The sequence below is a fragment of the Nocardia sp. CS682 genome, assembly GCF_004634405.1.
Taxonomy (GTDB): domain Bacteria; phylum Actinomycetota; class Actinomycetes; order Mycobacteriales; family Mycobacteriaceae; genus Nocardia; species Nocardia ninae.
Map to the genome: position 1 here is coordinate 7206080 of NZ_CP029710.1, position 23738 is coordinate 7229817.

27 protein-coding genes are annotated in these 23738 nt (G+C 69.4%); 20 read left to right on the top strand and 7 right to left on the bottom strand.

What is annotated here, in order from left to right; translation table 11 throughout:
- Nucleotides 1-42: 42 nt before the first annotated feature.
- Both DMB37_RS32620 and DMB37_RS32625 read right to left on the bottom strand, forming a co-directional pair.
- A complete protein-coding gene (locus DMB37_RS32620) occupies nt 43-1221 on the bottom strand; it encodes a winged helix DNA-binding domain-containing protein (protein WP_135235954.1) in 1179 nt (392 codons plus the stop codon).
- 26 nt (nt 1222-1247) lie between these two features.
- On the bottom strand, nt 1248-1586 hold the full coding sequence (locus DMB37_RS32625; RefSeq protein ID WP_135235955.1) for a helix-turn-helix transcriptional regulator: 339 nt from the start codon (nt 1584-1586) through the stop codon (nt 1248-1250).
- Between the two features lie 106 nt (nt 1587-1692).
- Between DMB37_RS32625 and DMB37_RS32630 the strand changes: the two genes are divergently transcribed.
- The 10 genes from DMB37_RS32630 (at nt 1693) to hisH (ending at nt 12532) form a co-directional block, all read left to right on the top strand.
- On the top strand, nt 1693-2907 hold the full coding sequence (locus tag DMB37_RS32630; RefSeq protein ID WP_135235956.1) for an MFS transporter: 1215 nt from the start codon (nt 1693-1695) through the stop codon (nt 2905-2907).
- Between the two features lie 64 nt (nt 2908-2971).
- Nucleotides 2972-3961: a S9 family peptidase gene (locus DMB37_RS32635; protein WP_240771757.1), complete on the top strand. Its 990-nt coding sequence runs from the start codon at nt 2972-2974 to the stop codon at nt 3959-3961.
- Between the two features lie 124 nt (nt 3962-4085).
- Complete coding sequence (locus DMB37_RS32640) at nt 4086-4952, top strand: arylamine N-acetyltransferase (RefSeq protein ID WP_135235957.1); 867 nt, start codon at nt 4086-4088, stop codon at nt 4950-4952.
- A gap of 71 nt (nt 4953-5023) precedes the next feature.
- Complete coding sequence (locus DMB37_RS32645) at nt 5024-6775, top strand: penicillin-binding transpeptidase domain-containing protein (protein WP_135235958.1); 1752 nt, start codon at nt 5024-5026, stop codon at nt 6773-6775.
- A 156-nt stretch (nt 6776-6931) separates the two neighbouring features.
- Nucleotides 6932-8512, top strand: coding sequence for a serine/threonine-protein kinase (locus DMB37_RS32650; RefSeq protein ID WP_135235959.1), 1581 nt, complete (start codon nt 6932-6934; stop codon nt 8510-8512).
- 51 nt (nt 8513-8563) lie between these two features.
- Nucleotides 8564-8695 carry a hypothetical protein gene (locus DMB37_RS41750; protein ID WP_255508326.1) on the top strand — a complete coding sequence of 44 codons (132 nt, stop codon included), beginning with the start codon at nt 8564-8566 and terminating at the stop codon, nt 8693-8695.
- A gap of 78 nt (nt 8696-8773) precedes the next feature.
- Nucleotides 8774-10111 (top strand): histidinol dehydrogenase, encoded by a 1338-nt coding sequence (gene hisD / locus DMB37_RS32655; RefSeq protein WP_135235960.1) that lies wholly within the window; start codon nt 8774-8776, stop codon nt 10109-10111.
- Nucleotides 10108-11241, top strand: a complete 1134-nt coding sequence (locus DMB37_RS32660) for a histidinol-phosphate transaminase (RefSeq protein ID WP_135235961.1) — start codon at nt 10108-10110, stop codon at nt 11239-11241. The genes hisD and DMB37_RS32660 overlap by 4 nt, the downstream gene beginning before the upstream one ends.
- A gap of 20 nt (nt 11242-11261) precedes the next feature.
- A complete protein-coding gene (gene hisB, locus DMB37_RS32665) occupies nt 11262-11906 on the top strand; it encodes an imidazoleglycerol-phosphate dehydratase HisB (RefSeq protein ID WP_135237957.1) in 645 nt (214 codons plus the stop codon).
- Nucleotides 11903-12532: an imidazole glycerol phosphate synthase subunit HisH gene (gene hisH / locus DMB37_RS32670; protein ID WP_135235962.1), complete on the top strand. Its 630-nt coding sequence runs from the start codon at nt 11903-11905 to the stop codon at nt 12530-12532. Before hisB ends, hisH begins: the two co-directional genes overlap by 4 nt.
- Nucleotides 12533-12534: 2 nt before the next feature.
- Here the strand turns inward: hisH and DMB37_RS32675 are convergent, their stop codons facing one another.
- Entirely contained in the window at nt 12535-12996 is a 462-nt protein-coding gene (locus tag DMB37_RS32675) for a hypothetical protein (RefSeq protein ID WP_135235963.1), read from the bottom strand.
- A 213-nt stretch (nt 12997-13209) separates the two neighbouring features.
- Between DMB37_RS32675 and DMB37_RS32680 the strand changes: the two genes are divergently transcribed.
- The 8 genes from DMB37_RS32680 (at nt 13210) to hisI (ending at nt 18782) form a co-directional block, all read left to right on the top strand.
- Nucleotides 13210-13737: a hypothetical protein gene (locus tag DMB37_RS32680; protein WP_135235964.1), complete on the top strand. Its 528-nt coding sequence runs from the start codon at nt 13210-13212 to the stop codon at nt 13735-13737.
- Nucleotides 13738-13902: 165 nt separating this feature from the next.
- Complete coding sequence (locus DMB37_RS32685; RefSeq protein ID WP_135235965.1) at nt 13903-14343, top strand: MarR family winged helix-turn-helix transcriptional regulator; 441 nt, start codon at nt 13903-13905, stop codon at nt 14341-14343.
- A 214-nt stretch (nt 14344-14557) separates the two neighbouring features.
- Complete coding sequence (gene priA / locus DMB37_RS32690; RefSeq protein WP_135235966.1) at nt 14558-15289, top strand: bifunctional 1-(5-phosphoribosyl)-5-((5-phosphoribosylamino)methylideneamino)imidazole-4-carboxamide isomerase/phosphoribosylanthranilate isomerase PriA; 732 nt, start codon at nt 14558-14560, stop codon at nt 15287-15289.
- Nucleotides 15286-16101: an inositol monophosphatase gene (locus DMB37_RS32695; RefSeq protein ID WP_135235967.1), complete on the top strand. Its 816-nt coding sequence runs from the start codon at nt 15286-15288 to the stop codon at nt 16099-16101. The genes priA and DMB37_RS32695 overlap by 4 nt, the downstream gene beginning before the upstream one ends.
- A gap of 4 nt (nt 16102-16105) precedes the next feature.
- Nucleotides 16106-16879 carry an imidazole glycerol phosphate synthase subunit HisF gene (gene hisF / locus DMB37_RS32700; RefSeq protein WP_135235968.1) on the top strand — a complete coding sequence of 258 codons (774 nt, stop codon included), beginning with the start codon at nt 16106-16108 and terminating at the stop codon, nt 16877-16879.
- Between the two features lie 118 nt (nt 16880-16997).
- On the top strand, nt 16998-17942 hold the full coding sequence (locus DMB37_RS32705; protein ID WP_135237958.1) for a TIGR03564 family F420-dependent LLM class oxidoreductase: 945 nt from the start codon (nt 16998-17000) through the stop codon (nt 17940-17942).
- A 59-nt stretch (nt 17943-18001) separates the two neighbouring features.
- Nucleotides 18002-18427 carry a MarR family winged helix-turn-helix transcriptional regulator gene (locus DMB37_RS32710; RefSeq protein WP_206055052.1) on the top strand — a complete coding sequence of 142 codons (426 nt, stop codon included), beginning with the start codon at nt 18002-18004 and terminating at the stop codon, nt 18425-18427.
- 7 nt (nt 18428-18434) lie between these two features.
- Nucleotides 18435-18782 (top strand): phosphoribosyl-AMP cyclohydrolase, encoded by a 348-nt coding sequence (hisI, locus tag DMB37_RS32715; RefSeq protein WP_135235969.1) that lies wholly within the window; start codon nt 18435-18437, stop codon nt 18780-18782.
- Here hisI and DMB37_RS32720 read toward each other — a convergent pair whose 3' ends face one another.
- The 4 genes from DMB37_RS32720 to DMB37_RS32735 form a co-directional block, all read right to left on the bottom strand.
- A complete protein-coding gene (locus DMB37_RS32720) occupies nt 18783-19223 on the bottom strand; it encodes a MarR family winged helix-turn-helix transcriptional regulator (protein WP_240771758.1) in 441 nt (146 codons plus the stop codon). It lies immediately after the preceding gene.
- A 201-nt stretch (nt 19224-19424) separates the two neighbouring features.
- On the bottom strand, nt 19425-19997 hold the full coding sequence (locus DMB37_RS32725; RefSeq protein WP_135235971.1) for a permease: 573 nt from the start codon (nt 19995-19997) through the stop codon (nt 19425-19427).
- A gap of 82 nt (nt 19998-20079) precedes the next feature.
- Nucleotides 20080-20541 (bottom strand): peroxiredoxin, encoded by a 462-nt coding sequence (locus tag DMB37_RS32730; RefSeq protein ID WP_135235972.1) that lies wholly within the window; start codon nt 20539-20541, stop codon nt 20080-20082.
- A 118-nt stretch (nt 20542-20659) separates the two neighbouring features.
- Nucleotides 20660-20953 carry a hypothetical protein gene (locus DMB37_RS32735; RefSeq protein WP_107655244.1) on the bottom strand — a complete coding sequence of 98 codons (294 nt, stop codon included), beginning with the start codon at nt 20951-20953 and terminating at the stop codon, nt 20660-20662.
- Nucleotides 20954-21191: 238 nt separating this feature from the next.
- Here DMB37_RS32735 and DMB37_RS32740 point away from each other — a divergent pair, with 238 nt between their 5' ends.
- Together DMB37_RS32740 and DMB37_RS32745 are read left to right on the top strand one after the other, a co-directional pair.
- Complete coding sequence (locus tag DMB37_RS32740) at nt 21192-22739, top strand: anthranilate synthase component I (protein WP_135237960.1); 1548 nt, start codon at nt 21192-21194, stop codon at nt 22737-22739.
- Nucleotides 22740-22894: 155 nt separating this feature from the next.
- The gene (locus DMB37_RS32745) at nt 22895-23650 is read left to right on the top strand and encodes a TIGR02234 family membrane protein (protein WP_135237961.1); all 756 of its coding nucleotides are present in this window, start codon (nt 22895-22897) and stop codon (nt 23648-23650) included.
- Nucleotides 23651-23738 lie beyond the last annotated feature (88 nt).

Below are 23738 nucleotides of genomic sequence, written 5' to 3' on the forward strand. Positions count from 1 at the left end.
CAGGAAGTATTGCGAGCGAAGGATTTTCGCGGCGGCGCTGATTCAGGCGGTCAGTTCCCGTTGCAGCGGAGTACGGAAACGCGGGATGGCGCGGACGTCGCCGAACCACTCGGCGGTCCGCGCGACTTCCGCCTCGATCATCGCCGTGGCGTCGGCACCCACGTCTTCCAGTAGGCGATAGACGATCTCGCCGTCCTTGCGCTGCGCCCAACCGCCCACGATGCGGCCGTTCCACCAAATGGACGGCCCGATATTGCCGTTGGTGTCGAACAGGGCGGGCGCGTGCGGGCCGAGGTACCAGTCGCGGGACTGCCAGCCCATCGGGGTGGGATCGAGCGCGGGCAGCAGTGACGCCCAAGGTTCCGGCGCCGCAACGGGTTCCACGTCGTCGGCGAGCAGCAAACCCGTTGCGCCGTCCAGATCGACCTCGACCACGTCGAGGTCGGTGAGGGCCTTGCGGACTTCGCCGACACCCCAGCCGGTCCACCATTTGAGGTCGGTGATCGGGGCGGGGCCGAAGGCGTGCAGCCACTGCCGGAGCAGTTCGGCGCGGGCCTGCTCGACGGGCATCGACGGAACACCGTGGGGCAGCCAGGATTCGATCGGCTCCCAGGTGTACTGGCTGCTCGACCAGCTGCCGTTCGGGCGGCCGCGCACGATGCGGCCTTCGCAGCCGAGCGTCACCAGCACCCAGGTGGTGATGTTGGTCGGCTTCGAATACGCCTTGTCCGGCGCGGTATTCACCTGCGTGCGCAGGCGGGGCACATCCTTGCTCAGCTGGATGCCGGTAGCGGCGCCTCTTGAGAGCAGTGCGTCGTGGGTTTCGGCTTCTACCTCGGCGAGCCATTGCTGGACGTCGCCGTCGACGACGCCGGCCTGCTCGAGGTACTTCCCGTAGGTGCGACGCTGCTTGTGCGCCAAGGCATCCGCGCACGACGCCTGCAACACCGGGACCAGCTCGATCGGCGCGACGAACATGGTGCGCCGCATGGCGAGCAGGCGCAGCAGCGTCCGGTCGTCGTAGAGCGCCCGCTCGACGTGCGCCGGGGTGGCGGTGTTGCTGCGCGCGCCGACCGAGAGGAACACCGTCGCCGGGTCGGTCGCGTGCAGCACCACCAGCGACCGGACGATCTCGGCGACCTCGTCGGTACGGTTCGCCGCCGCGAGCCGGTGCCGTACCGCCAGCCTGGCCCGCCGCTCGGCGACATCAATCGAACGCATAGGCGAATCCTAGCGTTCGGACGTCATTATTCCGGTTCCCAGGCGCGGACCAGGTCGAGCAGGCCGGGGAAGCGGGCGTCGAGGTCGTCGATGCGGACCTTGCTGCGGCGCTCGAGACCGTAGCGCTGCTGTCTGGTCACGCCCGCCTCGCGCAGCACCCGGAAGTGGTGCGTGAGTGTCGATTTCGGGCGATCGATGTCGAACCAGCCGCAGGAGCGGTCGGTGTCGGGGGACTCGGTCAGCAGCTTCTGGACCATGGTCAGCCGCAGCGGGTCGCTGAGTGCGGCGAGCACCTGGTCGAGGCGCAGGTCGGCGCGGTCCGGTTCGGGCAGACGGGTCTCGGGGACTGTGCTGGCCGGTGGCATCGGGTCTCCTGGGGTCGTCGCGCCCTGTACGTATTTTATCGTACTAGATGCTAAGTTCGACCGCGATCGTATCGGTACGAGAAAAGTCGAACTAGTGGAGGTTGGCATGGCGACGCTCACGACGCACCGACAGTCGGTGCCTGCGAAGAACGGCCTCGTGTGGTTGGCGGCGTGGCCGGTCATGGCGGTATTCGTGCTGTCGAACGCGGCGACGCCGCTATACGTGGTGTGGCAGCGCGAGCTCGGCTTTTCCGCCGGAACCTTGACGGCGATCTTCGCCAGCTATATCGCCGGACTACTCGGCGCACTGCTGGTCGCCGGGGTGGTGTCGGATCGCATCGGCCGCAAGCCGGTGCTGCTGCCCGCGATCGCGCTGGCGATGGTGGCGTGCGTGCTGTTCGCCACCGCGAGTTCGGTTGCGGTGCTTGCCGTTGCGCGATTGCTCACCGGTATCGCGGTGGGTGCGGCGGTGTCTGCCGGGATGGCGGCGGTGACCGATGTGGGCGGGCCGGGGCGTAAACGTACTGCGGCGCTGGCCGCTTCGTCGGCGATGGTGTTGGGTGCCGGGCTCGGGCCGCTGCTCGCCGGTGTTCTGTCGGAGACGGTGCCCGGCCCGACGGTGACCATATTCGTGGTCGAGATCGCGCTGCTTGCTTCGGCTTTCGTGGTGGTTGCCCGGCTGGAGCTGCCGAAGGGCGCGGGTGGGCGCGGCCCGTGGCTGCGGATTCCCGCCGTGGCACCGGGTGGGCGGACGGCGGTGCTGCTCGGCATCGCGGTGTTCGCGCCGGGGATCACGGCGACCTCCTTCGTGCTCTCGCTGGGCCCGTCCCTGCTCACGCACCTGCTCGGCGCCACCAACCGAGTCGTCGCAGGCGGGCTCGCCTTCGTGATGTTCCTTGGCGCCACCGGCATTCAGTTCGCCGCGCGGCGCTGGTCGGTGCGCACGATCCCGCTCGGCGGCGCCGTCGCCACTACGGCGAGCATGCTGACGCTGATCCTCTCGCTGCGGTTGTCGTCGCTCGTCCTGTTCGCGGCGGCTGCGGTCCTGGCTGGAGTCGGGCAGGGGTTGGGCCAATTCGGCGGTCTCAGTGCGATCAGCGCGAGCGTGCCCGCCGATCGGCTCGCCGAGGCGAACGCCGCACAGAATGTCGGCGGATACCTGCCCGCCGCCGCACTGCCGTTGTCCGCCGGGTTCCTCAGTGACGCAATCGGTCTGACCGGTGGTGCGACGGTGTTCGGGATCGTGGTGGGAGCGGCGGCGATGGTGGGCGGCGCAGTTGTCACGATTCGGTCTGGTGCCGAATCGCCGCGGGCTGCGTGACGGGTCGCGGTTCGGTCCGGCCGGGTGCTCGGGCGCCGTACCGGTGGCGTGCCATTATTCGAGGATGAGGCGCGGATATGTACTGGTGGCGGTGGGTGCCCTATTGGCTGCATGCGCGATGACCAGCGCGTCGGTGTCGGCCGAACCGGACTGTGCGACGGAGGTTGCGGTGCGGCCGGTGACGCTCACGGTCGATGGTGAGGAGGCGACCGGGCTGGTCTACGAGCCGTACCGCTGCGCACCGGGTGATCTTCCGCCCACGGATCTGGTCGTCGCGGTGCACGGGCACGACGGGTCCGCCGGCGACTACGCGGGTTATCTGACGTCGATCTCCCGGCGCACCGGCACCCCGGTGTTGTCGATGGATCTGCGCTCGGCCAGCAGTGTGTGGCGCACGGGTGAGTGGAACCTGTGGGCAGGCTGGCGCGATATCGTCGCCGCGACCCAGTGGTACCGGGACGAGCATCGTTCCATCACGCGTACGGTCCTGTGGGGTTGGAGCCAGGGCGGCATCATGAGCGGGCTCGCCGCGGCGCACGGACCGCGCGGGCTGTTCGACTACTGGGTCGACAATTACGGTCCCGCAGACGATTTCACGATGTGGCTCGGCGCGTCGGTGGTCGACCCGGACCTGCCCGCGCAGATCGAGCGCGACGCGGGCGGCTGCACACCGATCGCCTGCCCGCAGGCCTACGTCGAGCGTTCGCCCGCGCTGCTGGCCGGCCGGATCGACGTCAAGCGCGCCTTCCTGATCCACGGCACCGGTGACGATGTGGTGCCCTACCCGACCACGCTGGAGATGCGGGCCGGGCTGCTCGCCGCGGGCAAACCGACCTCGATGTACACCATCGTCACCGGCCGCGACCTGAACGGCGCCGTCGTTCCCGGTGATCACAGCGTCGGCCCGGCCTTCTTCGAGGGCGGTTGCGTCGTAGAGCGGCTGCTCCTCGGCACCGAACCCGTGGACGGTCCGGACCGCGACTACCTGGTCGACGTCGCCCACGGCGTCGCGACCGGACCAGCCGCACCGCCGAACGCCAAGTGCGCCGCCTGATCCGGGCCGAACGGCAGAGCAGCAACCATGGCGGAGCCCACACTCGCCGATTCGCACCACGGGGAACAGGATCGTGACCGGACACGGTTGTGCCTGGCAACACCGACGAGGAAGTGAGGCCACGATGAGCAAGCCGACGGACCCGGCGTACCACTGGAACGGCGCGGACCTGGACCTGGACGGGTACCTGGCGCGCATCGGGTTCGACGGCGAACGCGCACCGACCCTCGACACGCTGCGCAAGCTGGTGCACGCGCACACCACCTCGATCCCCTTCGAGAACCTGGAGATCATCCTCGGCCGCAGCATCCCGCTCGATCTGAAATCGTTGCAGGACAAGCTGGTTCGGCAACGCCGTGGCGGCTACTGCTACGAGCATGTCGGCTTGTTCGCGGCCGCGCTGGAACGGCTCGGCTTCGGCATCACGGCCCTGCACGCACGAGTCACCATGGGGGCGACGGAGGGCCTGCGCCCCGCGACGCACGCCCTGCTGCGCGTGACCACCAGCGACGACGACCGAGTGTGGTTGTGTGACGTCGGCTTCGGCGCGGGCCCGCTCGAACCGATCGAATTGTCCACGGAAGTAGGCGAATTCACGGCGGGTGACTGGCGGTTCCGGCTGGAGCTCACCCGGGGCGAGCTGGACAGCGACCTATGGGTGCTGCACCAGTTCGACAAGGACGGGTGGATCAACCGCTACACGTTCGCGATGACGCCGCAGTACCGCATCGATTTCGCGGTCGGCAACCACTTCGTTTCGACGTCGCCGCGTTCACCGTTCACCACTCGCCCGTACGCGCAGCGGTTCCTCCCAGACGTACACCGCGTCGTCGACGGCACCACGGTGATCACCGAGCGGCCGGACGGCACCAGCGAAACCCGGCAGATCGAGGCGACCGAACTACCGAAGATTCTGGCGGAAGAGTTCGACATCGAGCTCACCGAGGCCGATGCCGCCGCACTCGTCGCGGGCGCCTGGCACACGGCCTGATCAGGCACGCGAGCTCCGATCCCGGCACGGCCGCTGCCGGCTGGCCGGGGTCGGCGGTTACAGTCGGCGGGGTGCGTACCCACCGGAAGTCCCTCGTCCTGTTCGCCGCACCCGCGCTCGTGCTCGCCGCCTGCTCGTCCGGCCCGGACCAGCCCGACACCGTCGCAGGCCAGTTCGCCGACGCGCTGAACCGCGACGACGTGGCGGCCGCCGCAGACCTCACCGATGACCCGGCGAAGGCCGCCGACGCCCTCGGCAAGCTCTATGACGGCCTCGGCAAAGAGGTGCGCTTCGACGTCCGCTCGATCGACAAGAACACCTTCACGCTGGCCGCCACCTGGAAGCTCGGCAAGGACGGCGCGGCCGAGTGGACCTACACCACCACCGGCACCGCGGACGAGGGCGGCGACGGCTGGAAGGTCAAGTGGAACCCGGACACGGTCGCGCCGGGCCTGGCCGCAGGCCCGCTGAGTTACAGCCCGGTCTATCCCAAGCCCGCCCGCGTCCTCGACGCCAGCGGCGGCGAGTTGATGACCCAGCAGGTGGTCACGCTGGTGAACGTGAGCCCCGGCGCGGATACCGGCGCGCTCGCGGCGCTGCTGACCCCGATCGCGCCCGACCTCACCGCGCAGTCGCTGCAGGCGGAACTCGCTGCGGCGCAGGGTAAACCGATCACCGCGATCAGCCTGCGCGACGCCGATATCGCGCCGATCCAGCCGCAGCTCGCCGCCGTGCCGGGCGTCACGCTCGCGCCGCAGACCCGCTTGCTCACCACCGACAAATCGCTGGCCTCGCCCGCCCTGTCCGGACTCGCCGAGCTGTGGCAGCAGAACGCCGACGCCGGCGCGGGCTGGGCGGTGCGCGCGCAGACCGGCGAGGGCACCCAGCGGGTCGGCGGCCAGGATCCGAAGCCGACCGCCGATATCGCCTCCACCTTGAACATCGACTTGCAGCAGGCGGCCGAGGCGGCGCTGGCGCCGATCACTCAGCCCGCGGCGATCGTCGCGCTGCAACCCTCCACCGGCAATGTGGTCGCGGTCGCGCAGAACAATGCCGCCGACGCGCAGGGTCCGATCGCGCTCACCGGCCTGTACCCGCCCGGTTCGACCTTCAAGACGGTGACCGTCTCGGCCGCACTGCAAGCGGACACGGTCACCCCGGACACCGTGCTGCCCTGCCCAGGCGTCGCGAACATCGAGGGTCGCAAGATCCCCAACGACAACAATTTCGACCTGGGACAGGTGCCGCTACATACCGCGTTCGCGCGTTCCTGCAACACGACCATGGGCTCGCTCGCGGTGAAACTGCCCGCCGACGCGTTGCCGAATGCAGCGGCACAGCTCGGCCTCGGCATCGACTACGTCACACCCGGGCTGACCACCGTCACCGGCAAGGTGCCGCCCGCGGACACCCCGGCGCTGCGGGTCGAGTCGGCTATCGGCCAGGGAAAGGTGACCGCTACCCCGTTCGGCATGGCGCTGGTCGCCGCGTCCATCGCGCACGGCTCGGTGCCCGCGCCCGCCATCGTGCAGGGCAAGCCCGGCACGCCGGACAAGACGCCGGCCGCGCTGCCTGCCAGCGTTGCCGAGCAGGTCAAAGCCATGATGCGGGAGACGGTCACGGCAGGCACCGCGACCCAGCTGCGCGATATTCCGGGCTTGCTCGGCAAGACGGGCACCGCGGAATACATCGACGACCAGCACGCGCACGGGTGGTTCGTCGGCATCGCCGATGACCTGGCGTTTGCTGTATTCGTCAACGACGCGAACAGCTCCGGACCCGCGGTGGACGCGGCGGGGCGGATGCTGCGGGCGGCGCGCTAGCCGCGCCGCGCCGATGTGGGCGGAGAATATGCCCCTGCTGGCGCGGACCGAAGTTCCGCGGCCCGCTACACTCGTCCCCGGACCGCGTCTGTAAGCAATAAGCGGGATGTCACGATTTCGAGAAGGTTCGGAGTAGGCGCCATCGATACCGGTCAGTTGATCGCGGAGCATTACCGCCTGGTCGAGCGGATTGGTAGCGGCGGCACAGGTGTTGTTTGGCGTGCCATCGATGAGCGCTTGCAACGCTCGGTGGCCGTCAAGCAGATCCATATCAAGCCGAGCCTGCCCGAGGCCGAGCGTGATGTGGTGCGCCAACGTGCGATTCGAGAGGCTCGCAACGCCGCCCGCTTCCAGCATCCGAACGCGATCGTCGTGTTCGACATCACCGAGCATCAGGGCGATCCATGCCTGGTGATGGAGTACCTGAAGTCCAACAGCCTGGCCGGCGTGCTCTCCACGCAGGGCCCGCTGCCGCTGACACAGGTCGCCCGCATCGGTGAGCAGGTCGCCTCGGCGCTGATCGCCGCGCACGACGCGGGCATCGTGCACCGCGACGTGAAGCCGGGCAATATCCTGCTCGACGACCACGGCACCGTGAAGATCACCGACTTCGGCATCTCCCGTGCCGCCGGTGACGTCACGCTCACCGAAACCGGCCTGATCTGCGGCACCGCCGCCTACCTCGCCCCCGAGATGGCCCGTGGCGCCGACCCGACCCCGGCCTCGGACGTATTCGCCCTGGGCGCAACACTTTTCCACGCGCTGGAAGGCGAGCCGCCGTACGGTGCGAACGCCAACCCGCTCGCGGTGCTGTACGCCGCGGCCAACGGTCAGGTCAGCGAACCCCGCAACGCCGGTCCCGCAACGGATTTCCTGCTGGACCTGCTCAGCCCGGAACCCCAGGACCGGCCGACCATGCGCGCGGCACTCGACCACCTCGCCGCCTTCGCCGACGCGGGCCCCGCGCCGGTGACCGCCGGATTCGTCCCCGCCAGTGAAGCTTTCGTGCGCCGCCGCAACGGCGCGCCCGAATCCGCCACCCGCGCACTGCGCCCCTCGGCGGTCTCGGCTCCGGTCCATCAGCCGACCGAACGCCAGCCCCGCCCGCAGCGCCCCGCCCCCCGACCGCAGCCCGCGCCGCGTCGCCCCGCGCAGACCAACACCGCGACCCACCCGCGCACCGCTGCCCAGCCTCGCCCCGTCCCGCGCAAGTCCGGCGGTAAGAGCAAGGCCGTCATCATCGGCGCGGCCATCGGTGCCGTCGTAGCGGTAAGCGCGATCCTCATCGGCACGCTGACGCAGCAGGACTCGAATTCGCCGACGGTGAACGCGAGCCCGCCGTCGACCAGTTCCTCGACGGGTGGAACGAGCTCGACCCCGCCGTCCGGAACGGTCGGTAAGACCCCCAGCGACGGCACGGTCACCGAGGGACCCGCGGCGGCGCTGGTGAAGCGGTTCTACGACGACGCAAGCGGCTCCTGGTCCACGCTGACACCCGCGGCGCAGAAGCTCTACGGCTCCGAGACCGCGTTCCGTCAGTACTGGACCACGCACACGGTCGAAAACTTCTCCAGCATTCGCGCTGTCAAGGCAGGCAACAACTCCGACGGCTCGCTCGACATCGAGCTGGCCAGCCTGATCGTCGACGGCCAGGACAAGGCGATGACCCTGCGCGTGATCAACTCCGGCGGCAAGCTGCTGCTCGACAGCGATACCCGCTTCCCGTCGCTGACCTGAGCGGCGTTCGCACGACCAACAGTGGATGGTCGGAGGGGTCATGGTCCGGAGGTGCGTGGGCCGGGGGAGGCGATCGTGCTCGCGGTGGTCGGACGCGCGGTCGCGGTCGATGAGCTGGCCGGTGACGGCGTGGTCGAACTGCGGCGACGCTGCGGGGTGAGCCGTACACCACCACGCGGATAACCGGTGGCGTCGGCCGACTAGGCTGGTAGCTGCAACTTTCCTGTTGCGGATTCGGCTGAAGACAAGGATCGACACCACATGACTACCCGCATCGAGCTCGCCCGCGTTGATCTGCGCGGTCGCACTCCCTCTGTTGCCGAGCTGCGCGCCGCGCTGCCGCGCGGGGGAGTCGACGTGGACTCGGTGCTGCATCATGTGCGGCCGGTGGTCGAGGCGATCCGCGATCGCGGCGTCGCGGCGGCGCAGGAGTACAGCGAGCAGTTCGACGGCGTGCGCCCGGCCACGGTGCGCGTACCAGCGGCCGAGCTGGAAAAGGCGCTGGCCGAGCTGGATCCTGCCGTGCGTGCGGCGCTGGCGGAATCCATCGCCAGGGCCAGGAAGGTGCACGCCGACCAGCGGCGCACCGACAAGACCACCGAGGTGGTGCCCGGCGGCACGGTGACCGAGCGCTGGGTGCCGGTCGAACGGGTCGGGCTGTACGTGCCCGGCGGCAACGCCGTCTACCCGTCGAGCGTGGTGATGAACGTGGTGCCCGCGCAGACAGCGGGTGTCGGCTCACTGGTGGTGGCCTCGCCCCCGCAGGCGCAATTCGGCGGCCTGCCGCACCCGACGATCCTGGCTGCCGCGCGGTTGCTCGGCGTCGACGAGGTGTGGGCGGTCGGCGGCGCGCAGGGCGTCGCGCTGCTGTCCTACGGTGGCGTCGACACCGACGGAGCCCAGCTGGAGCCGGTCGATCTGATCACCGGACCCGGCAACATCTACGTGACCGCCGCCAAGCGGCTGTGCCGCGGCCTGGTCGGCATCGACGCCGAGGCGGGGCCGACCGAGATCGCGATCCTGGCCGACGCGACCGCCGACCCGGTACACGTGGCGGCGGACCTGATCAGCCAGGCCGAGCACGACGTACTCGCGGCCAGCGTGCTGGTCACCGACAGCGCGGAGCTGGCCGACGCGGTGGACGCGGCGCTGACCAGGCAGCTGACCGTGGTGAAGCACGCCGAACGGGTGACCGAAGCGTTGCGCGGCAAGCAATCCGGGACCGTGCTCGTGGACGACATCGCGCAGGGCCTGCGCGTGGTGAACGCCTATGCGGCCGAACACCTGGAGATCCAGACCGTCGACGCCGCCGCGGTGGCCGCCCGGGTACGCAGTGCCGGAGCGGTTTTCGTCGGCGCGTACGCACCGGTGAGCCTCGGCGACTACTGCGCCGGCTCCAACCACGTGCTGCCGACCGCCGGATGTGCCAGGCACTCCTCGGGTTTGAGCGTGCAGACGTTCCTGCGCGGCATCCACGTCGTCGACTACACCGAGGCGGCGCTGAAGGATGTCGCCGGTCACGTGGTGGCCCTCGCCAACGCCGAGGACCTGCCCGCCCACGGCCAGGCCGTGCAGGCGCGGTTCGAGGCGCTGTCATGACCGGGCAGGCCACCGTGCCCGGCGCGGCCATCAGCCTGGCCGACCTACCGCTGCGGGAGAACCTGCGCGGCAAGAAGCCTTACGGCGCACCGCAATTGACGGTGCCGGTGCAACTGAACACCAACGAGAACCCGCACCCGCCGAGCCGGGCGCTGATCGACGACGTCGCCGAATCCATTCGGATCGCCGCCGCCGACCTGCACCGCTACCCGGACCGGGACGCCGTGGCGTTGCGCGCCGATCTGGCCGACTACCTCACCAGGCAGACGGGTGTCGCGGTGGACACCGACAATGTCTGGGCGGCAAACGGTTCCAACGAGATCCTGCAGCAGCTGCTGCAGGCGTTCGGCGGACCGGGCCGCAGCGCTCTGGGTTTCGTGCCGTCGTACTCGATGCACCCGATCATCTCCGAGGGCATCGACACCGAATGGATCGAGGCCAAGCGCGACGCCGATTTCTCCCTCGACGTCGACTACGCGGTGGCCGCCATCGCGGAGCGCTCGCCGAACGTGGTGTTCGTGACCAGCCCGAACAACCCGACCGGACACAGCATTCCGCAGGACGACCTGGCCAGGATCCTCGCGGCCGCGCCGGGCATCGTGGTGGTCGACGAGGCATACGGTGAGTTCTCCGCGCAGCCGAGCGCCCTCGCGCTGATCGACCGGTTCCCCACGAAGTTGGTGGTGACCAGAACCATGAGCAAGGCGTTCGCCTTCGCGGGCGGTCGCCTCGGCTACCTGGTCGCCGCGCCCGCGGTGATCGAGGCGATGCTGCTGGTGCGCCTGCCGTACCACCTGTCGGTGGTCACCCAGGCGGCCGCGCGGGCAGCGCTGCGGCACGCCGACGAAACCCTCGGCAGCGTCGCCGAACTCGCCGCGCAGCGTGATCGAGTGGCCGCGGAATTGACCGAGATCGGTTTCGACGTGATCCCCAGTGACGCGAACTTCCTGCTGTTCGGCCGCTTCACCGACGCGGCGGGCAGCTGGCAGCGCTACCTGGACCACGGCGTGCTGATCCGCGACGTCGGCATCCCCGGCTACCTGCGCGCCACCATCGGTCTGGCCGCGGAGAACGACGAACTGCTGAAAGTCAGCCGCCTCTTGGTGCACACCGACCGCACGCCCCGATGAATCCGCCTGTGGAGGAAAAGATCATGAACAGAATCGCGCGGGTGGAGCGCGTCACCAAAGAGTCCAGCATCGTGGTCGAGCTGGACCTGGACGGCACCGGCAAGACCGAGATCGCCACGGGCGTCCCGTTCTACGACCACATGCTGACCGCGCTCGGTGCGCACGCCAGCTTCGACCTGACCGTGCGGGCCGAGGGCGACATCGAGATCGAGGCGCACCACACGGTGGAGGACACCGCGATCGTGTTCGGCCAGGCGCTGGGAAAGGCGTTGGGCGACAAGGTCGGTATCCGCCGGTTCGGTGATGCCTTCATCCCGATGGACGAGACCCTGGCGCACGCCGCGGTCGACGTGTCCGGGCGTCCGTACTGTGTGCACACCGGCGAGCCGGAACACCTGCTGCACGCCGTGATTCCCGGCTCTCCTGTCAGAGGTCGCTCCGCGGGCGCCGCTCCCGGCGCACCGTATTCCACCGTGCTGAACCGCCACGTCTTCGAGTCGATCGCGTTGAACGCGCGCATCGCCCTGCACGTGCGCGTGCTGTACGGCCGCGACCAGCACCACGTCACCGAGGCCGAATTCAAGGCGGTGGCACGGGCTTTGCGTGCCGCGGTCGAACTCGATCCTCGGGTGCAGGGCATCCCCTCGACGAAGGGGACGCTGTGACCTCTGTTGCCCTGCTCGACTACGGCTCGGGCAATCTGCACTCCGCCGAGCGGGCGCTGGTCCGTGCGGGCGCGAAGGTCGAGGTGACCGCCGATCCCGAGGTCGCGCTGGCCGCCGACGGCCTCGTCGTCCCCGGCGTCGGCGCCTACGCCGCCTGCATGGCGGGACTGCGAAAGGTGCGGGGCGAGCGAATGATCGGCCAGCGCCTGGCCGGTGGCCGCCCGGTGCTCGGCATCTGCGTCGGCATGCAGATCCTGTTCGAGCGCGGCGTCGAGTTCGGCGTGGAGACCGACGGCTGCGCCGAATGGCCGGGCACCGTGGAACGGCTGTCCGCGCCGGTGCTGCCGCACATGGGCTGGAACACCGTGTCGGCGCCGCAGGACAGCGTGCTGTTCGCGGGGATGGACGCCGACACCCGGTTCTACTTCGTGCACACCTACGCCGCGCAGAAGTGGGAGTTGCCGCCCGGCGATCACTTCGACGCCCCGAAGCTGACCTGGGCCGAGCACGGCGTGCCGTTCCTCGCCGCGGTGGAGAACGGGGCGCTCTCGGCGACCCAGTTCCACCCGGAGAAGTCCGGCGACGCCGGCGCTCAGCTGCTGCGCAATTGGGTGCAGGCGCTGTAGCCCTACTTGGTTTCGGCCCGGTTGACCAGCCAGCGACCGTTCACGTTCTCGACGGTGATCAGCAGGGACATCTTGTTGGTCTTCGGCAGGCCGTCGGTGGCGTCGCTCGTCGTCGTCCGCACCACGTCGACGGTGACGTCCGCCGTGGCCGCGTCGCCGGACACGACCCGGCAGTCCACCGAATTAACCTCGGCGCGGGCGTGATTCGCGGCGGCGTTGGCCTGAATGGTCGGCCGGGCCTGCTCGAATTCCATCCGGAACGTCCCGGTCGTCAGCTCGAGCATCTTGTTCGCGTGCTCATCGAAGCTCGCGTAGTCGTAGGTCCCCGCGACGGCGCCGAAATCACAGCCGGCCAGCCGCGCCTCCTCGGGCGGCGCGGCCGCGGCGGTCGGCGCGGTGGCGAGCACCGCGGTGCAGGTGGCTGCCGAAATCATGAGCACGGCAGCGTGAGTCGAGCGCGACATATGAGATCCCTAGGGAGAGTGCGGAAGTAAGTGACCGGAGCGATCGCCGAGGCGAGACACTACCGGTGGTTTCCGGCCAACGGGGTGGCTCGCGCAGGAGGCCGTGGTCGCCGGCCCTCCGGGTAGACCCTGACCTCGGCGCGGCGGATATGGGGGTTCGCGCCGGATTCGCAGGTGGCGGCCCGGATCTACCGTCGATCCGAGGAGGACATTATGCGCAGTGTCACAGTCCCGTTGGTCGTGCTATCGGGGTATGCGGTGGTCGCGTGTTTCGCGTTCGGCACCACGGCAGCGGAGACAATGCTGTTGTATCCCAACATTTTCCGGGACATCCCCGAGTCGCTGGAGCTCACCGAACAGTTCATGAGCGTGGTCGCGGTCGGTGACGTGATGCGCCCGCTCGGTGGTGTGCTGACGCTATGCGCGTTGATCGCCGGTGTGGCGGCGGTGCGCTACCGAATCGGGCTGCGCTGGGTGGTCCTGTCGCTGGCCGCACTGGTCAGCGGACAATTCCTGCTGTCGATCCTGTACCAATGGCCACGGGCATCGATCCTCTTCGACGACCGCGACAAGCACACCCTCGCCGAAATCGAGCGCGCGGCAACAGAATTCCTGATCGGGCAAGGTTTCCGGATCGCTGCGTCGGCGTTGACCGCACTGTTCGCGGTGGCCGCCGCGCTGGTCTGTTATCGACGCCGGGTACTGGCAGATAGCGCTGAACCTCTGCCGTCGCTGACCTGACACCGACGGCAGTAGCCGAATGGTTCGGTTCGGAATGCCCGCCGGCTGCGGTTGGCGATGAAGAGCTGGATGCGGCTCGCAGGAGCTGCCGACCAAGGCGTCGAGCCGCTGTCCGGCCACCCGCAACATATTGTGGGTGTGACCAACAAGCGTTAGATTGCTGGCATGGAGATCTCGCGCGAGGACGCTCCCGCCAAACTGCGGGCCTTGCCGACTCGGCTGGTCAATCAAGTCGCCCTCGTCGCCAACCGGGCGACCGAGCGGGCACTGCACGCCACCGGCTCGCGGCGCTATCACTACGCGCTGCTCGCCGCGCTCGGCGAATTCGGTGCTATCAGCCAGGCCGACCTGGGCAGGCGCACCCGGATCGACCGCAGCGACATCGTCGCCACCGTCAACGAGCTGGCCGACCGCGGCTTCGTCGAGCGCAGCCCGGACCCCGGTGACCGCAGGCGCAAAATCGTCACCATCACCGAGGCGGGCACGGCTCATCTCGCCGAACTGGACGAGCGCCTGGCCGGTGCGCAGGACGAACTACTGGCCGGTCTGGACGCCGCGGAGCGCGCCGAGTTGGTCCGGCTGCTCACCCGCATCCTCGATCGGTGACCCAGCTCCTATCCGCGCAGGCCGGAGACCGGGCGCGCACAGCTAACCACTAGGCTCATGCCCGTGAGTGTGCGCAGCGACCGAACCATCGAGACAGCGTCGAGGACGACGGAGCCGAGCGTCAGCGAGGCGCAGTCGTGAGGGAGCGCAGCGACCGAACCATCGGCGCAGCGTCAAAGACGACGACGGAGCCGAGCGTCAGCGAGGCGCAGTCGTGAGTCTCGTGCTTTTGCCCGCCGTCGACGTTGCCAATGGCGAAGCTGTGCGCCTCGTACAGGGTGAGGCCGGTAGCGAAACCAGCTACGGCTCCCCCCGCGAAGCAGCCCTGGAATGGCAGCGCGCGGGCGCGGAGTGGGTGCACCTGGTCGACCTGGACGCGGCGTTCGGCCGCGGCTCGAACCGCGAACTGCTGGCCGGGGTCGTCGGCGAACTCGACGTCAAAGTGGAGCTGTCCGGCGGCATCCGCGACGACGACACGTTGGAGGCCGCACTGGCCACCGGCTGCGCCAGGGTGAACCTGGGCACCGCCGCGCTGGAGGATCCGGTGTGGTGCGCCAAGGCCATCGCCAAGCACGGCGAGCGCGTCGCGGTCGGCCTGGACGTGCGCATCATCGACGGCGACTACCGGCTGCGCGGCCGCGGCTGGGTCAGCGACGGTGGCGACCTGTGGGAGGTGCTCGAGCGCCTGGAGCGCGACGGCTGCTCCCGCTACGTGGTCACCGACGTCACCAAGGACGGCACGCTGACCGGCCCCAACCTGGACCTGCTCCGCGAGGTCTGCGCCGCGACCGACGCGCCGGTGATCGCCTCCGGCGGCGTCTCCACCATCGAGGACCTGATCGCGATCGCCGAACTGGTGCCCGACGGCGTCGAGGGCTCGATCGTCGGCAAGGCGCTCTACGCGGGCCGGTTCACGCTGCCCGAGGCGCTGGCCGCGGTGAGATGAGCCAGGACCTCTCGGCACTGCTCGCGGTCGCGCGCGAGATCCTGGACTCGGTCACCTCGCGCTTCATCGAGGGGGTCGGCGCGCCGAGCGCGGTGACCAAGGGCCGCAACGACTTCGCCACCGAGCTTGATCTGGAGCTGGAGCGCACCATCTCCGCCCAGCTGGAGCAGCGCACCGGAATCGAGGTGCACGGTGAGGAGTTCGGCGGCCCGCAGCTCGTGTCGGGCACCGCGTGGGTGCTCGATCCGATCGACGGAACGTTCAATTACTCGTCCGGACACCCGCTTTCGGGCATGTTGCTCGCGCTGGTGCACGAGGGCGAGCCGGTACTCGGCCTGACCTGGCTGCCGCTGCTCGGGCAGCGTTACGCCGCGATCGCCGGCGGCCCGGTGCTGCTGAACGGCCAACCGCTGCCGCCGTTGCCGCACGGGAAGCTGGCCGACGCGATGATCGGCTTCGGCGCGTTCAACGTGGACGCGCAGGGCCGGATCCCCGGGCAGTTCCGCTTCGATCTGCTCGGCCCGCTCAGCAGGCTCTCCTCCCGCGTGCGGATGCACGGTTCCACCGGCATCGACCTGGCGTTCACCGCGTCGGGGGTGCTCGGCGGGGCCATCGTGTTCGGCCACCACCCCTGGGACAACGCCGCGGGCGTTGCGCTGATCCGCGCCGCGGGTGGTGTGGTCACCGACCTGGCGGGCGAGCCGTGGACCATCACCTCGGGTTCGGTGCTGGCCGCCGCGCCGGGCGTGCACGAGGAACTCCTCGAAATGATCTGCACGGTCGCCGATCCGGTGACCGCGGAGGAAGGGTGAGCCGATGACGTTGGCGGTACGCGTGATTCCGTGTCTGGACGTCGACGCCGGCCGGGTGGTCAAGGGCGTCAACTTCGAAAACCTGCGTGACGCAGGCGATCCCGTCGAACTGGCCGCGACCTATGACGCGCAGGGTGCCGACGAGCTGACCTTCCTGGACGTCACCGCCTCCACCGGCGATCGCGGCACCATGATCGACGTGGTCACCCGCACGGCCGAGCAGATCTTCATCCCGCTCACCGTCGGCGGCGGAGTGCGCACCGTCGAGGACGTCGACCGGCTGCTGCGCGCGGGCGCGGACAAGGTGTCGGTGAACACCGCCGCCATCGCGCGCCCCGAGGTGCTGCGCGAGATGTCGGAGCGGTTCGGCTCGCAGTGCATCGTGCTGTCCGTGGACGCCCGCACGGTTCCGGCCGGGCAACCCGCCACCCCGTCCGGCTGGGAGGTCACCACCCACGGCGGCAAACGCGGCACCGGGCTGGACGCCGTCGAATGGGCAACGCGCGGAGCCGAATTGGGCGTCGGCGAGATCCTGCTCAACTCGATGGACGCCGACGGCACCAAGGCGGGCTTCGACCTCGCCATGATCCGTGCCGTCCGCGCCGCGGTCTCGGTCCCCGTCATCGCCAGCGGCGGCGCGGGCGCCGTCGAACACTTCGCGCCCGCCGTCCAAGCGGGCGCCGACGCGGTGCTCGCGGCCAGCGTCTTCCACTTCGGTGAGCTGACCATCGGCCAGGTCAAGGACTCGATGCGCGCGGCGGACATCGTCGTCCGCTAGTCGTCGGCTCGCAGTCGCACCAGCACGGCCCACGCCGCCGCGATACCCGCTCGGCCGGTCGCGGTGGCGGATTTACCGTGTCGGAATCAGTGCCGTGGCGACCGATGTTGCACCGGGGATGAGCATCGGAATCTCGCTGTCGCCCTTCAGTCTCGACGCGACCGACAATGTGGTGGACGCTGCGGTGGCCGCAGGCCGGCAAGCAGCCGCGGCCGGGTTGAGTTCGCTGTGGTTCGGGCAGACGTTCAGTCACGACAGCGTCGTGCTGTCCGCGGTGGTCGGGCGGGAGGTGCCCGAGTTGGCCGTCGGGACCTCGGCGATACCGATCTCGGCCCGCCATCCGCTGCTGATCGGCGGCCAGGCGCAGACCGCGCAGGCCGCGACCCACGGCAGGTTCACCCTCGGGCTTGCCCTCGGCACGCAGGCGTTCACCGAGCCGGCCTTCGGCGTCACCTACGACCGGCCGATCGCCCGGCTGCGTGAGTTCCTGACCGCGCTGCACGACGTACTCGGCAGCGGTACAGTGGATTTCCACGGCGAGACGCTCACCGCGGTCGCGCCGCTGCCCACCGCGGTCGCGGGCGCGCAGCCGACGGTGCCGGTGCTGGTCGCCGCGATGGGTCCGCAGGCGCTGCGCGTCACCGGCGAACTCGCCGACGGCGCACTACCGTTCCTGGTCGGGCCGAAGGCGCTGGCGGACCACATCGTGGCACCCCTCACCAAGGCCGCCGAGCGGGCGGGCCGGCCCGCGCCGCGCATCGTCGCCATGGTCCCCGGTGTCGTCACCGACGACGTCGACGGCGCACGCGCGGAAGCCGAGGTGCAGTCCGCCTTCTACAACGACATTCCCTCCTACCGCCGAATCATCGAGCTGTCCGGGGTTTCTCGCGCCGCGGAGCTCGTCGTCATCGGCGACGAACAAATCGTCGCCGACCGTGTCGCCGAGTACTTCGAGGCGGGCGCCACCGACGTGGTCTTCGCCCAAACCGACCTCACCACGCCCGCCGATCAGCAGCGCACCTGGCAACTACTCGGCGAACTGAATCGCGCCGCTGAGCGGTGATCTCGCAGTGCCCGGCACCCTTCTTTGCGCATGCAGGAGCATGCATGTACACATAAGTGGTGTCGAACAGTGCGCACGACGAGCAGATGTGGAACCGGTTGATCGCCCTGCACGCCCAGGTGGAGGGTCGGTTGGCGGCGGCGGTGCAGCGTGGGCACGGCCTCGGACTCTCGGAGTTCCGGGCCCTCGGCTTCCTGGCCGAGGCGCCCGACGGCGAACTGCGGATGCAGGATCTGTCCGCGCGGCTCGGCTTGAATCAGAGTTCGGTGACCAGGCTGGTCGGCAGGCTCGACGCCGCCGGGCTGGCCTATCGAGACCTGTGCCCGGATGATCGGCGCGGTGTCTACACGGTGATCACCGACAAAGGGCGCGAACGGCTCCGGTCCGCCGGGGACACCTACCGCAACACGCTGACCGCCGCACTCGACGAATCCGACAGCGACACCGTGGCCGCCCTGCGTAACGCCGATGTCCGACTGTTATAACGGTGCCATGACTCTCGACCCCACCATCGCCGCCCGCCTCAAGCGCAACGACGCGGGCCTGGTCGCCGCCGTCGCGCAGGAACGCGGCACCGGTGACGTGCTGATGGTCGCGTGGATGGACGACGAGGCGCTGGCCCGCACCTTGGAAACGCGCAAGGCGACCTACTACTCGCGCTCGCGCCAGCAGTACTGGGTCAAGGGGGAGACCTCCGGTCACACCCAATACGTGCACGAGGTCCGGCTCGACTGTGATGGCGACACGATCCTCTTGGTCGTCGACCAGGAGGGCGCGGCCTGCCACACCGGAACACACACCTGCTTCGACTCCGACGTGCTGCTCGCCGAACCGGCCTGACTAGGTCTCCGCGGACCGATCTTCCTGCCCGGACCCGGGGGATCGACTCAACGCATCGGTGAGGTGATCGGCGAGCAGCTCGCTCAATTCCGCCAGCTGGGCCGTCTGTTCGGGCTCGAGCCCGTCGAACACCAGGTGGCGCACCGCGTCCAGATAACCGGGCGCCGCCTCGATGACCTTGTGGTAGCCGTCGTCTGTCAGTACCGCCTGCACGCCTCGGCGCCCGGCGGTAGCGGAGCGCTCCGCCCAGCCCATCCGTTCCAGCTTCGACACGACGTGTGAAAGCCGTGATAGCGATGCATTTGCCTTGTGGGCGAGGTCACTCATCTGCAGCCGATGGCCCGGTTCCTCGGACAACAGGGTCAAAACCCAATACTCGAAATGGGTGACCCCGGATTCGCGCTGCAGCTGGGTATCCAAAGCGCCTGGTAGGCGGGTCATCAGCGCAACAATCGCGCGCCATGCTCGTTGTTCAACCGGGTCGAGCCACTTCGTCACTGTGTGCCTTCTTTCAAGCCAAGTGACGTGGTTTTGTTAGTAAGCCTACCGATTATTGAAAAGCATGTTCACAGTCACCCGTGACTCTGAGTTTGCCACGACTTCGCTCGCCCGTCATGAAGTTGCTAAGGAGCGTGAGCTCACTCACAAACCGTCGGGCCGCGTCATGGTGGTGTCCGCAGGGGTTGCTGGAGCGGTCTGCCGCTTCGGATGCCTGCGCCGCCACCAGCGGGTGACGACCAGGAACAGCGCCGCGAGGAAGACCGCGGCCGCGGCGATCGCACCGGCCACCGTGGCACCGCGGAAGGCGGGTGCGTCGACGTCGAGAATGCGCTGTCCGGCATGCGCGGCATTGCTGCCGCCGAGCACGATGGTCAGCGTCATCAGATTGGGAATCGCGACGAGCACCGCGAGGACGACCGCCACGCCTGCCATGAACCGGCCACCCCTGCGCCGCCACACCCGCACCGCGAACAGCAGCAGGAACAGCGGGACGACCGTGCACACGCCGCCGAAGACCAGCCCCCAGCCGATGCCCTTGCTGAAGCTGCCGTTGACCATCTCCGCGATCCGCTGCGCCCACCAGCGTGGGATGAAGGCGGACAGGATGAAGTAGGCGATGAACAAAAGGGCGAGAACCGCAAGCCCGCCGACGGCCCATGTCTTCCAGGCCGGCCCGGTCGATTTCTGCTGCAGCTGTCCGTCGGTCGCAGTCATGGGGCCAGCGTAAGCCGGATGTGTGCGGAAACGGGCTGTTCGCCTCGGCGTTTCGGCCTGCGGACGTCCCGGTGGCCGGAAACTAGCTCGCGCGCTCGCGCAGGAATTTCAGCGCCTCGTCGGCGTGCACGTTGGCCCGCAGCTCGCCGGTGATGATCTTGCGGACGGTGCGTTCCTGATCGATGACGAAGGTCTGGCGCTTCACCGGCGCCAGCTTGCCGAGCAGCCCGCGCTTCACGCCGAATTGCGCGGCGACCGTGCCGTCGGGATCGGAGAGCAGGGGGTAGCCGAGGCGCTGCGTGTCGGCGAAACCGGCCTGAGTGTCGACGCCATCGGCGCTGATGCCCGCGCACGAGGCGCCGAGCGCGGCGAAATCGGCGGCCACGTCCCGGAAGTGACAGGCCTCGGCCGTGCACACCGGCGTGTTCGCGGCGGGGTAGAAGAACAGGACCAGCGGACCGTCCGCGAGCAACGCGTCGAGCGAACGGGGCGTGCCTGATTGATCGGGGAGCTCGAACTGGGGAGCGAGCTGTCCTGTCTGCATAGAAAGGGACAGTACCGGGCACATGTCGCACCCGGTACCGCACCGTTGCGGCTCAATTGCGCACTCCCGCCTTCGCTGTGGCCAGAGCTGACCTGCTGACGGACTACGCGGCTGCGCCCTACACGCCGAGCAGGGCCGCCACTTCGGGGTTCTTGATCTGCATGACGTCGAGAATGCCGTGCGCGCGCAGGAACGGCCTCAGTTCCTTGATGCGGTCGGCGTGCGTGGCGTACTCGTCCGGAAAATGGTTCTTGTCCAGGGATTCGAGCGCCTTCGCGTAGGTGACGAAGGTGGCTAGTGCATTCGGGGCACCCTGGGGGCCTGTCTTCGACTGCAGACCGACCATCCGTGGGGGCTGGCTCGGCGCACCGCCCGGGGCGGCGTGCCTGCCCTCCGGTTGCGAGGGGTACATCAGTTGTCTCCTCTCGATCATGGGATACCGCGTGCGAGATGGAACGGAGCGAGTGTAGAGACGCCCGTCACACGCCGATCGGGGGCATGAGAACCGGGCGGTCGAGTTTGTTACTGGTGTGGTGGATGTGGTTTGGGCCGTCCGGGCCGGAGGTGTTCGTGGTGGTCGAAGCCGGTCTTGGCGCAGCCGCCCGGGGTGCGCCGCATGGGCTGTCGGTGTGGCCTGGGATGATGTGACCATGCAAGGCGCGTCGACTCCCACCACCACGACCCGCGAACAGTTTCACCAGCTGGCCGCGGAACATCGAGTGGTACCGGTGACCCGAAAGGTGTTGGCGGACTCCGAAACTCCGCTCTCCGCCTACCGCAAACTGGCCGACGACCGGGCGGGAACGTTCCTGTTCGAGTCGGCGGAGAACGGGCGATCGTGGTCGCGCTGGTCGTTCATCGGCGCGGGCAGCCCGTCGGCCTTGACGGTGGTCGACGGCGAAGCGGCCTGGTTGGGCAACATCCCGGTGGACGCGCCCTCGGGCGGCGATCCGCTGGTCGCGCTGCGCGAAACCCTCGAACTGCTGCAGACCGAGCGACTGCCCGGCCTGCCCCCGCTGACCAGCGGCATGGTCGGCTACCTCGGCTACGACGCGGTCCGCCGGATCGAACGGCTGCCGAACCTGGCGCTCGACGATCTGCAACTGCCGGAAATGGTGCTGCTGCTCGCCACCGACCTCGCCGCGTTCGACCACCACGAAGGCGCGATCACGCTGATCGCCAACGCCGTCAACTGGAACGGCACCGCCGAGCGGGTCGACGAGGCCTACGACGACGCGGTCGCCCGGCTGGACCGGATGACCGAGGCGCTCGGTGCCCCCGCGCCGTCCACCGTGTCGGTCTTCGATCGGCCGGAGCCGGAGTTCCGGCGCCGGCGCACCACCGAGGAGTTCGGCGCGGGCGTGCGCCGCCTGGTCAAGGAGATCGAGGCGGGCGAGGCGTTCCAGGTGGTGCTCTCGCAGCGCTTCGAAATGGATTACGACGGCGCGCCACTGGACCTGTACCGGATGTTGCGCGCGTCGAACCCGAGCCCGTACATGTACCTGCTGCACGTGCCCGACGGCGACGGCGGCACCGCGTTCTCCATCGTCGGATCCAGCCCGGAATCGCTGGTCACCGTGAAGGAGGGGGTGGCGACCACCCATCCGATCGCGGGCACCCGGTGGCGCGGCGCCACCGAAGAGGACGACCTGCTGCTGGAGAAGGGCCTGCTGGCCGACGAGAAGGAGAACGCCGAGCACCTGATGCTCGTCGACCTGGGCCGCAACGACCTCGGGCGGGTCTGCCAGCCGGGCACGGTGCGGGTCACCGAGTACCGGCACATCGAGCGCTACAGCCATGTGATGCACCTCGTTTCGACGGTGTCGGGCCGGCTCGCCGCGGGCAAGATCGCGCTCGACGCGGTGAACGCCTGCTTCCCGGCGGGCACGCTGTCCGGTGCGCCGAAAGTACGCGCGATGGAGCTCATCGAGGAACTCGAACCCACCCGCCGCGGCGTCTACGGCGGCGTCGTCGGCTACCTCGACTTCGCGGGCGACGCGGACACCGCGATCGCCATCCGCACCGCGTTGCTCAAGGACGGCACCGCCTACGTCCAGGCGGGCGCGGGCATCGTCGCCGACTCGGTCGCCGAGTACGAGGACGTCGAGGCGCGCAACAAGGCGATGGCGGTACTCAAGGCGATCGCCGCGGCGAAAACGGTCCGCGCGTACGGCGCGACGAACGGCGCGGACGCATGACGGCAGCCGAATCCGGCGGCGGCACCGACTCGGCGCGCACCTCCGATCCCGCCGGTACCGGGACCGGGTCGGGACCGCCTGCCGAAACGGCGCGCCGCGATCCCGGCGTTCCCCGCAGTGCCGGGGCAGTCGGCGACGGTGGACCTGACGGATCGGTGCCCGACCCCGACCTCGTCACCCCGGCGACCGCCGGTGCCGAGACGGAGGGCACCCCCGGAACGCGGCGCAAATCCCCGATCGGCCCCCTCGTCCTGCTCGCCTTCGCGGCCGTCGCGCTCTGGGGCTCCTCGCGCATGACCTGGGTGACCGTCACCTCCTCCGACGGCCTCACCGAACCGCGCACCGACCGCCTCAACGGCGGCGTCTGGTTCGGCGCGCTCACCCCGCTGGCCCTGGTGCTGCTGGCCTCCATCGCCGCGGTACTGGCCACGCGTGGCTGGCTGCGCCGCACCCTCGGCGTGCTGATCGCACTCGTCGCGGCGGTGGCCGCGGTCCCGGCCTTCGCCCTGCTCACCAACTCCGGCAAGATCGCCGAACGCGCCGCCAAGCTGGCCGAGCTCCCTGCGAGAGCGCAGGTGGGGGAGGCGACCACGTCGCTGCTGCCGGCCGTGCTGGCCCTGCTCGGCGCGCTGGCGGCGTTCGCGGCGGGCGGCTTGCTCACCCGGATGCCGCAGGACACCGCCCGCCTGTCCGGCAAGTACGACAACCCGGCCTTCCGCCGCGCCGACGCCACCGAACAGGTGAGCAAGCAGCGCACCGACGCCGCGGCAGGCGCCGAACAGCACCAGTTGTCCGAACGCGTGCTGTGGGACGCGTTGGACGCGGGCGCCGACCCGACCGAAGACACCGCGAACTCTGGTGGGCGCACCGACGATCCGGACCAGGGCGAGGCAGGCGGACGTGTCCGCTGAGCGATTCGCGCGTGCCGACTGTGGCGGTTCACACCTTGTGCGCGGACTGGTTGCCTGGTCCACAACAAGCCCCGGCGCAAACGCGGCC

Coding starts and splice junctions, on each gene's coding strand:
- DMB37_RS32740 (WP_135237960.1), top strand. CDS start 21,192: ATGCAAGGCGCGTCGACTCCCACCACCACGACCCGCGAACAGTTTCAC.
- DMB37_RS32660 (WP_135235961.1), top strand. CDS start 10,108: ATGACCGGGCAGGCCACCGTGCCCGGCGCGGCCATCAGCCTGGCCGAC.
- DMB37_RS32675 (WP_135235963.1), bottom strand. CDS start 12,996: ATGTCGCGCTCGACTCACGCTGCCGTGCTCATGATTTCGGCAGCCACC.
- DMB37_RS32720 (WP_240771758.1), bottom strand. CDS start 19,223: ATGACCCGCCTACCAGGCGCTTTGGATACCCAGCTGCAGCGCGAATCC.
- hisD (WP_135235960.1), top strand. CDS start 8,774: ATGACTACCCGCATCGAGCTCGCCCGCGTTGATCTGCGCGGTCGCACT.
- hisF (WP_135235968.1), top strand. CDS start 16,106: ATGACGTTGGCGGTACGCGTGATTCCGTGTCTGGACGTCGACGCCGGC.
- DMB37_RS32730 (WP_135235972.1), bottom strand. CDS start 20,541: ATGCAGACAGGACAGCTCGCTCCCCAGTTCGAGCTCCCCGATCAATCA.
- DMB37_RS32705 (WP_135237958.1), top strand. CDS start 16,998: ATGAGCATCGGAATCTCGCTGTCGCCCTTCAGTCTCGACGCGACCGAC.
- DMB37_RS32625 (WP_135235955.1), bottom strand. CDS start 1,586: ATGCCACCGGCCAGCACAGTCCCCGAGACCCGTCTGCCCGAACCGGAC.
- DMB37_RS32630 (WP_135235956.1), top strand. CDS start 1,693: ATGGCGACGCTCACGACGCACCGACAGTCGGTGCCTGCGAAGAACGGC.
- DMB37_RS32640 (WP_135235957.1), top strand. CDS start 4,086: ATGAGCAAGCCGACGGACCCGGCGTACCACTGGAACGGCGCGGACCTG.
- DMB37_RS32695 (WP_135235967.1), top strand. CDS start 15,286: ATGAGCCAGGACCTCTCGGCACTGCTCGCGGTCGCGCGCGAGATCCTG.
- DMB37_RS32680 (WP_135235964.1), top strand. CDS start 13,210: ATGCGCAGTGTCACAGTCCCGTTGGTCGTGCTATCGGGGTATGCGGTG.
- DMB37_RS32620 (WP_135235954.1), bottom strand. CDS start 1,221: ATGCGTTCGATTGATGTCGCCGAGCGGCGGGCCAGGCTGGCGGTACGG.
- DMB37_RS32685 (WP_135235965.1), top strand. CDS start 13,903: ATGGAGATCTCGCGCGAGGACGCTCCCGCCAAACTGCGGGCCTTGCCG.
- hisI (WP_135235969.1), top strand. CDS start 18,435: ATGACTCTCGACCCCACCATCGCCGCCCGCCTCAAGCGCAACGACGCG.
- DMB37_RS32735 (WP_107655244.1), bottom strand. CDS start 20,953: ATGTACCCCTCGCAACCGGAGGGCAGGCACGCCGCCCCGGGCGGTGCG.
- DMB37_RS32725 (WP_135235971.1), bottom strand. CDS start 19,997: ATGACTGCGACCGACGGACAGCTGCAGCAGAAATCGACCGGGCCGGCC.
- DMB37_RS32635 (WP_240771757.1), top strand. CDS start 2,972: ATGAGGCGCGGATATGTACTGGTGGCGGTGGGTGCCCTATTGGCTGCA.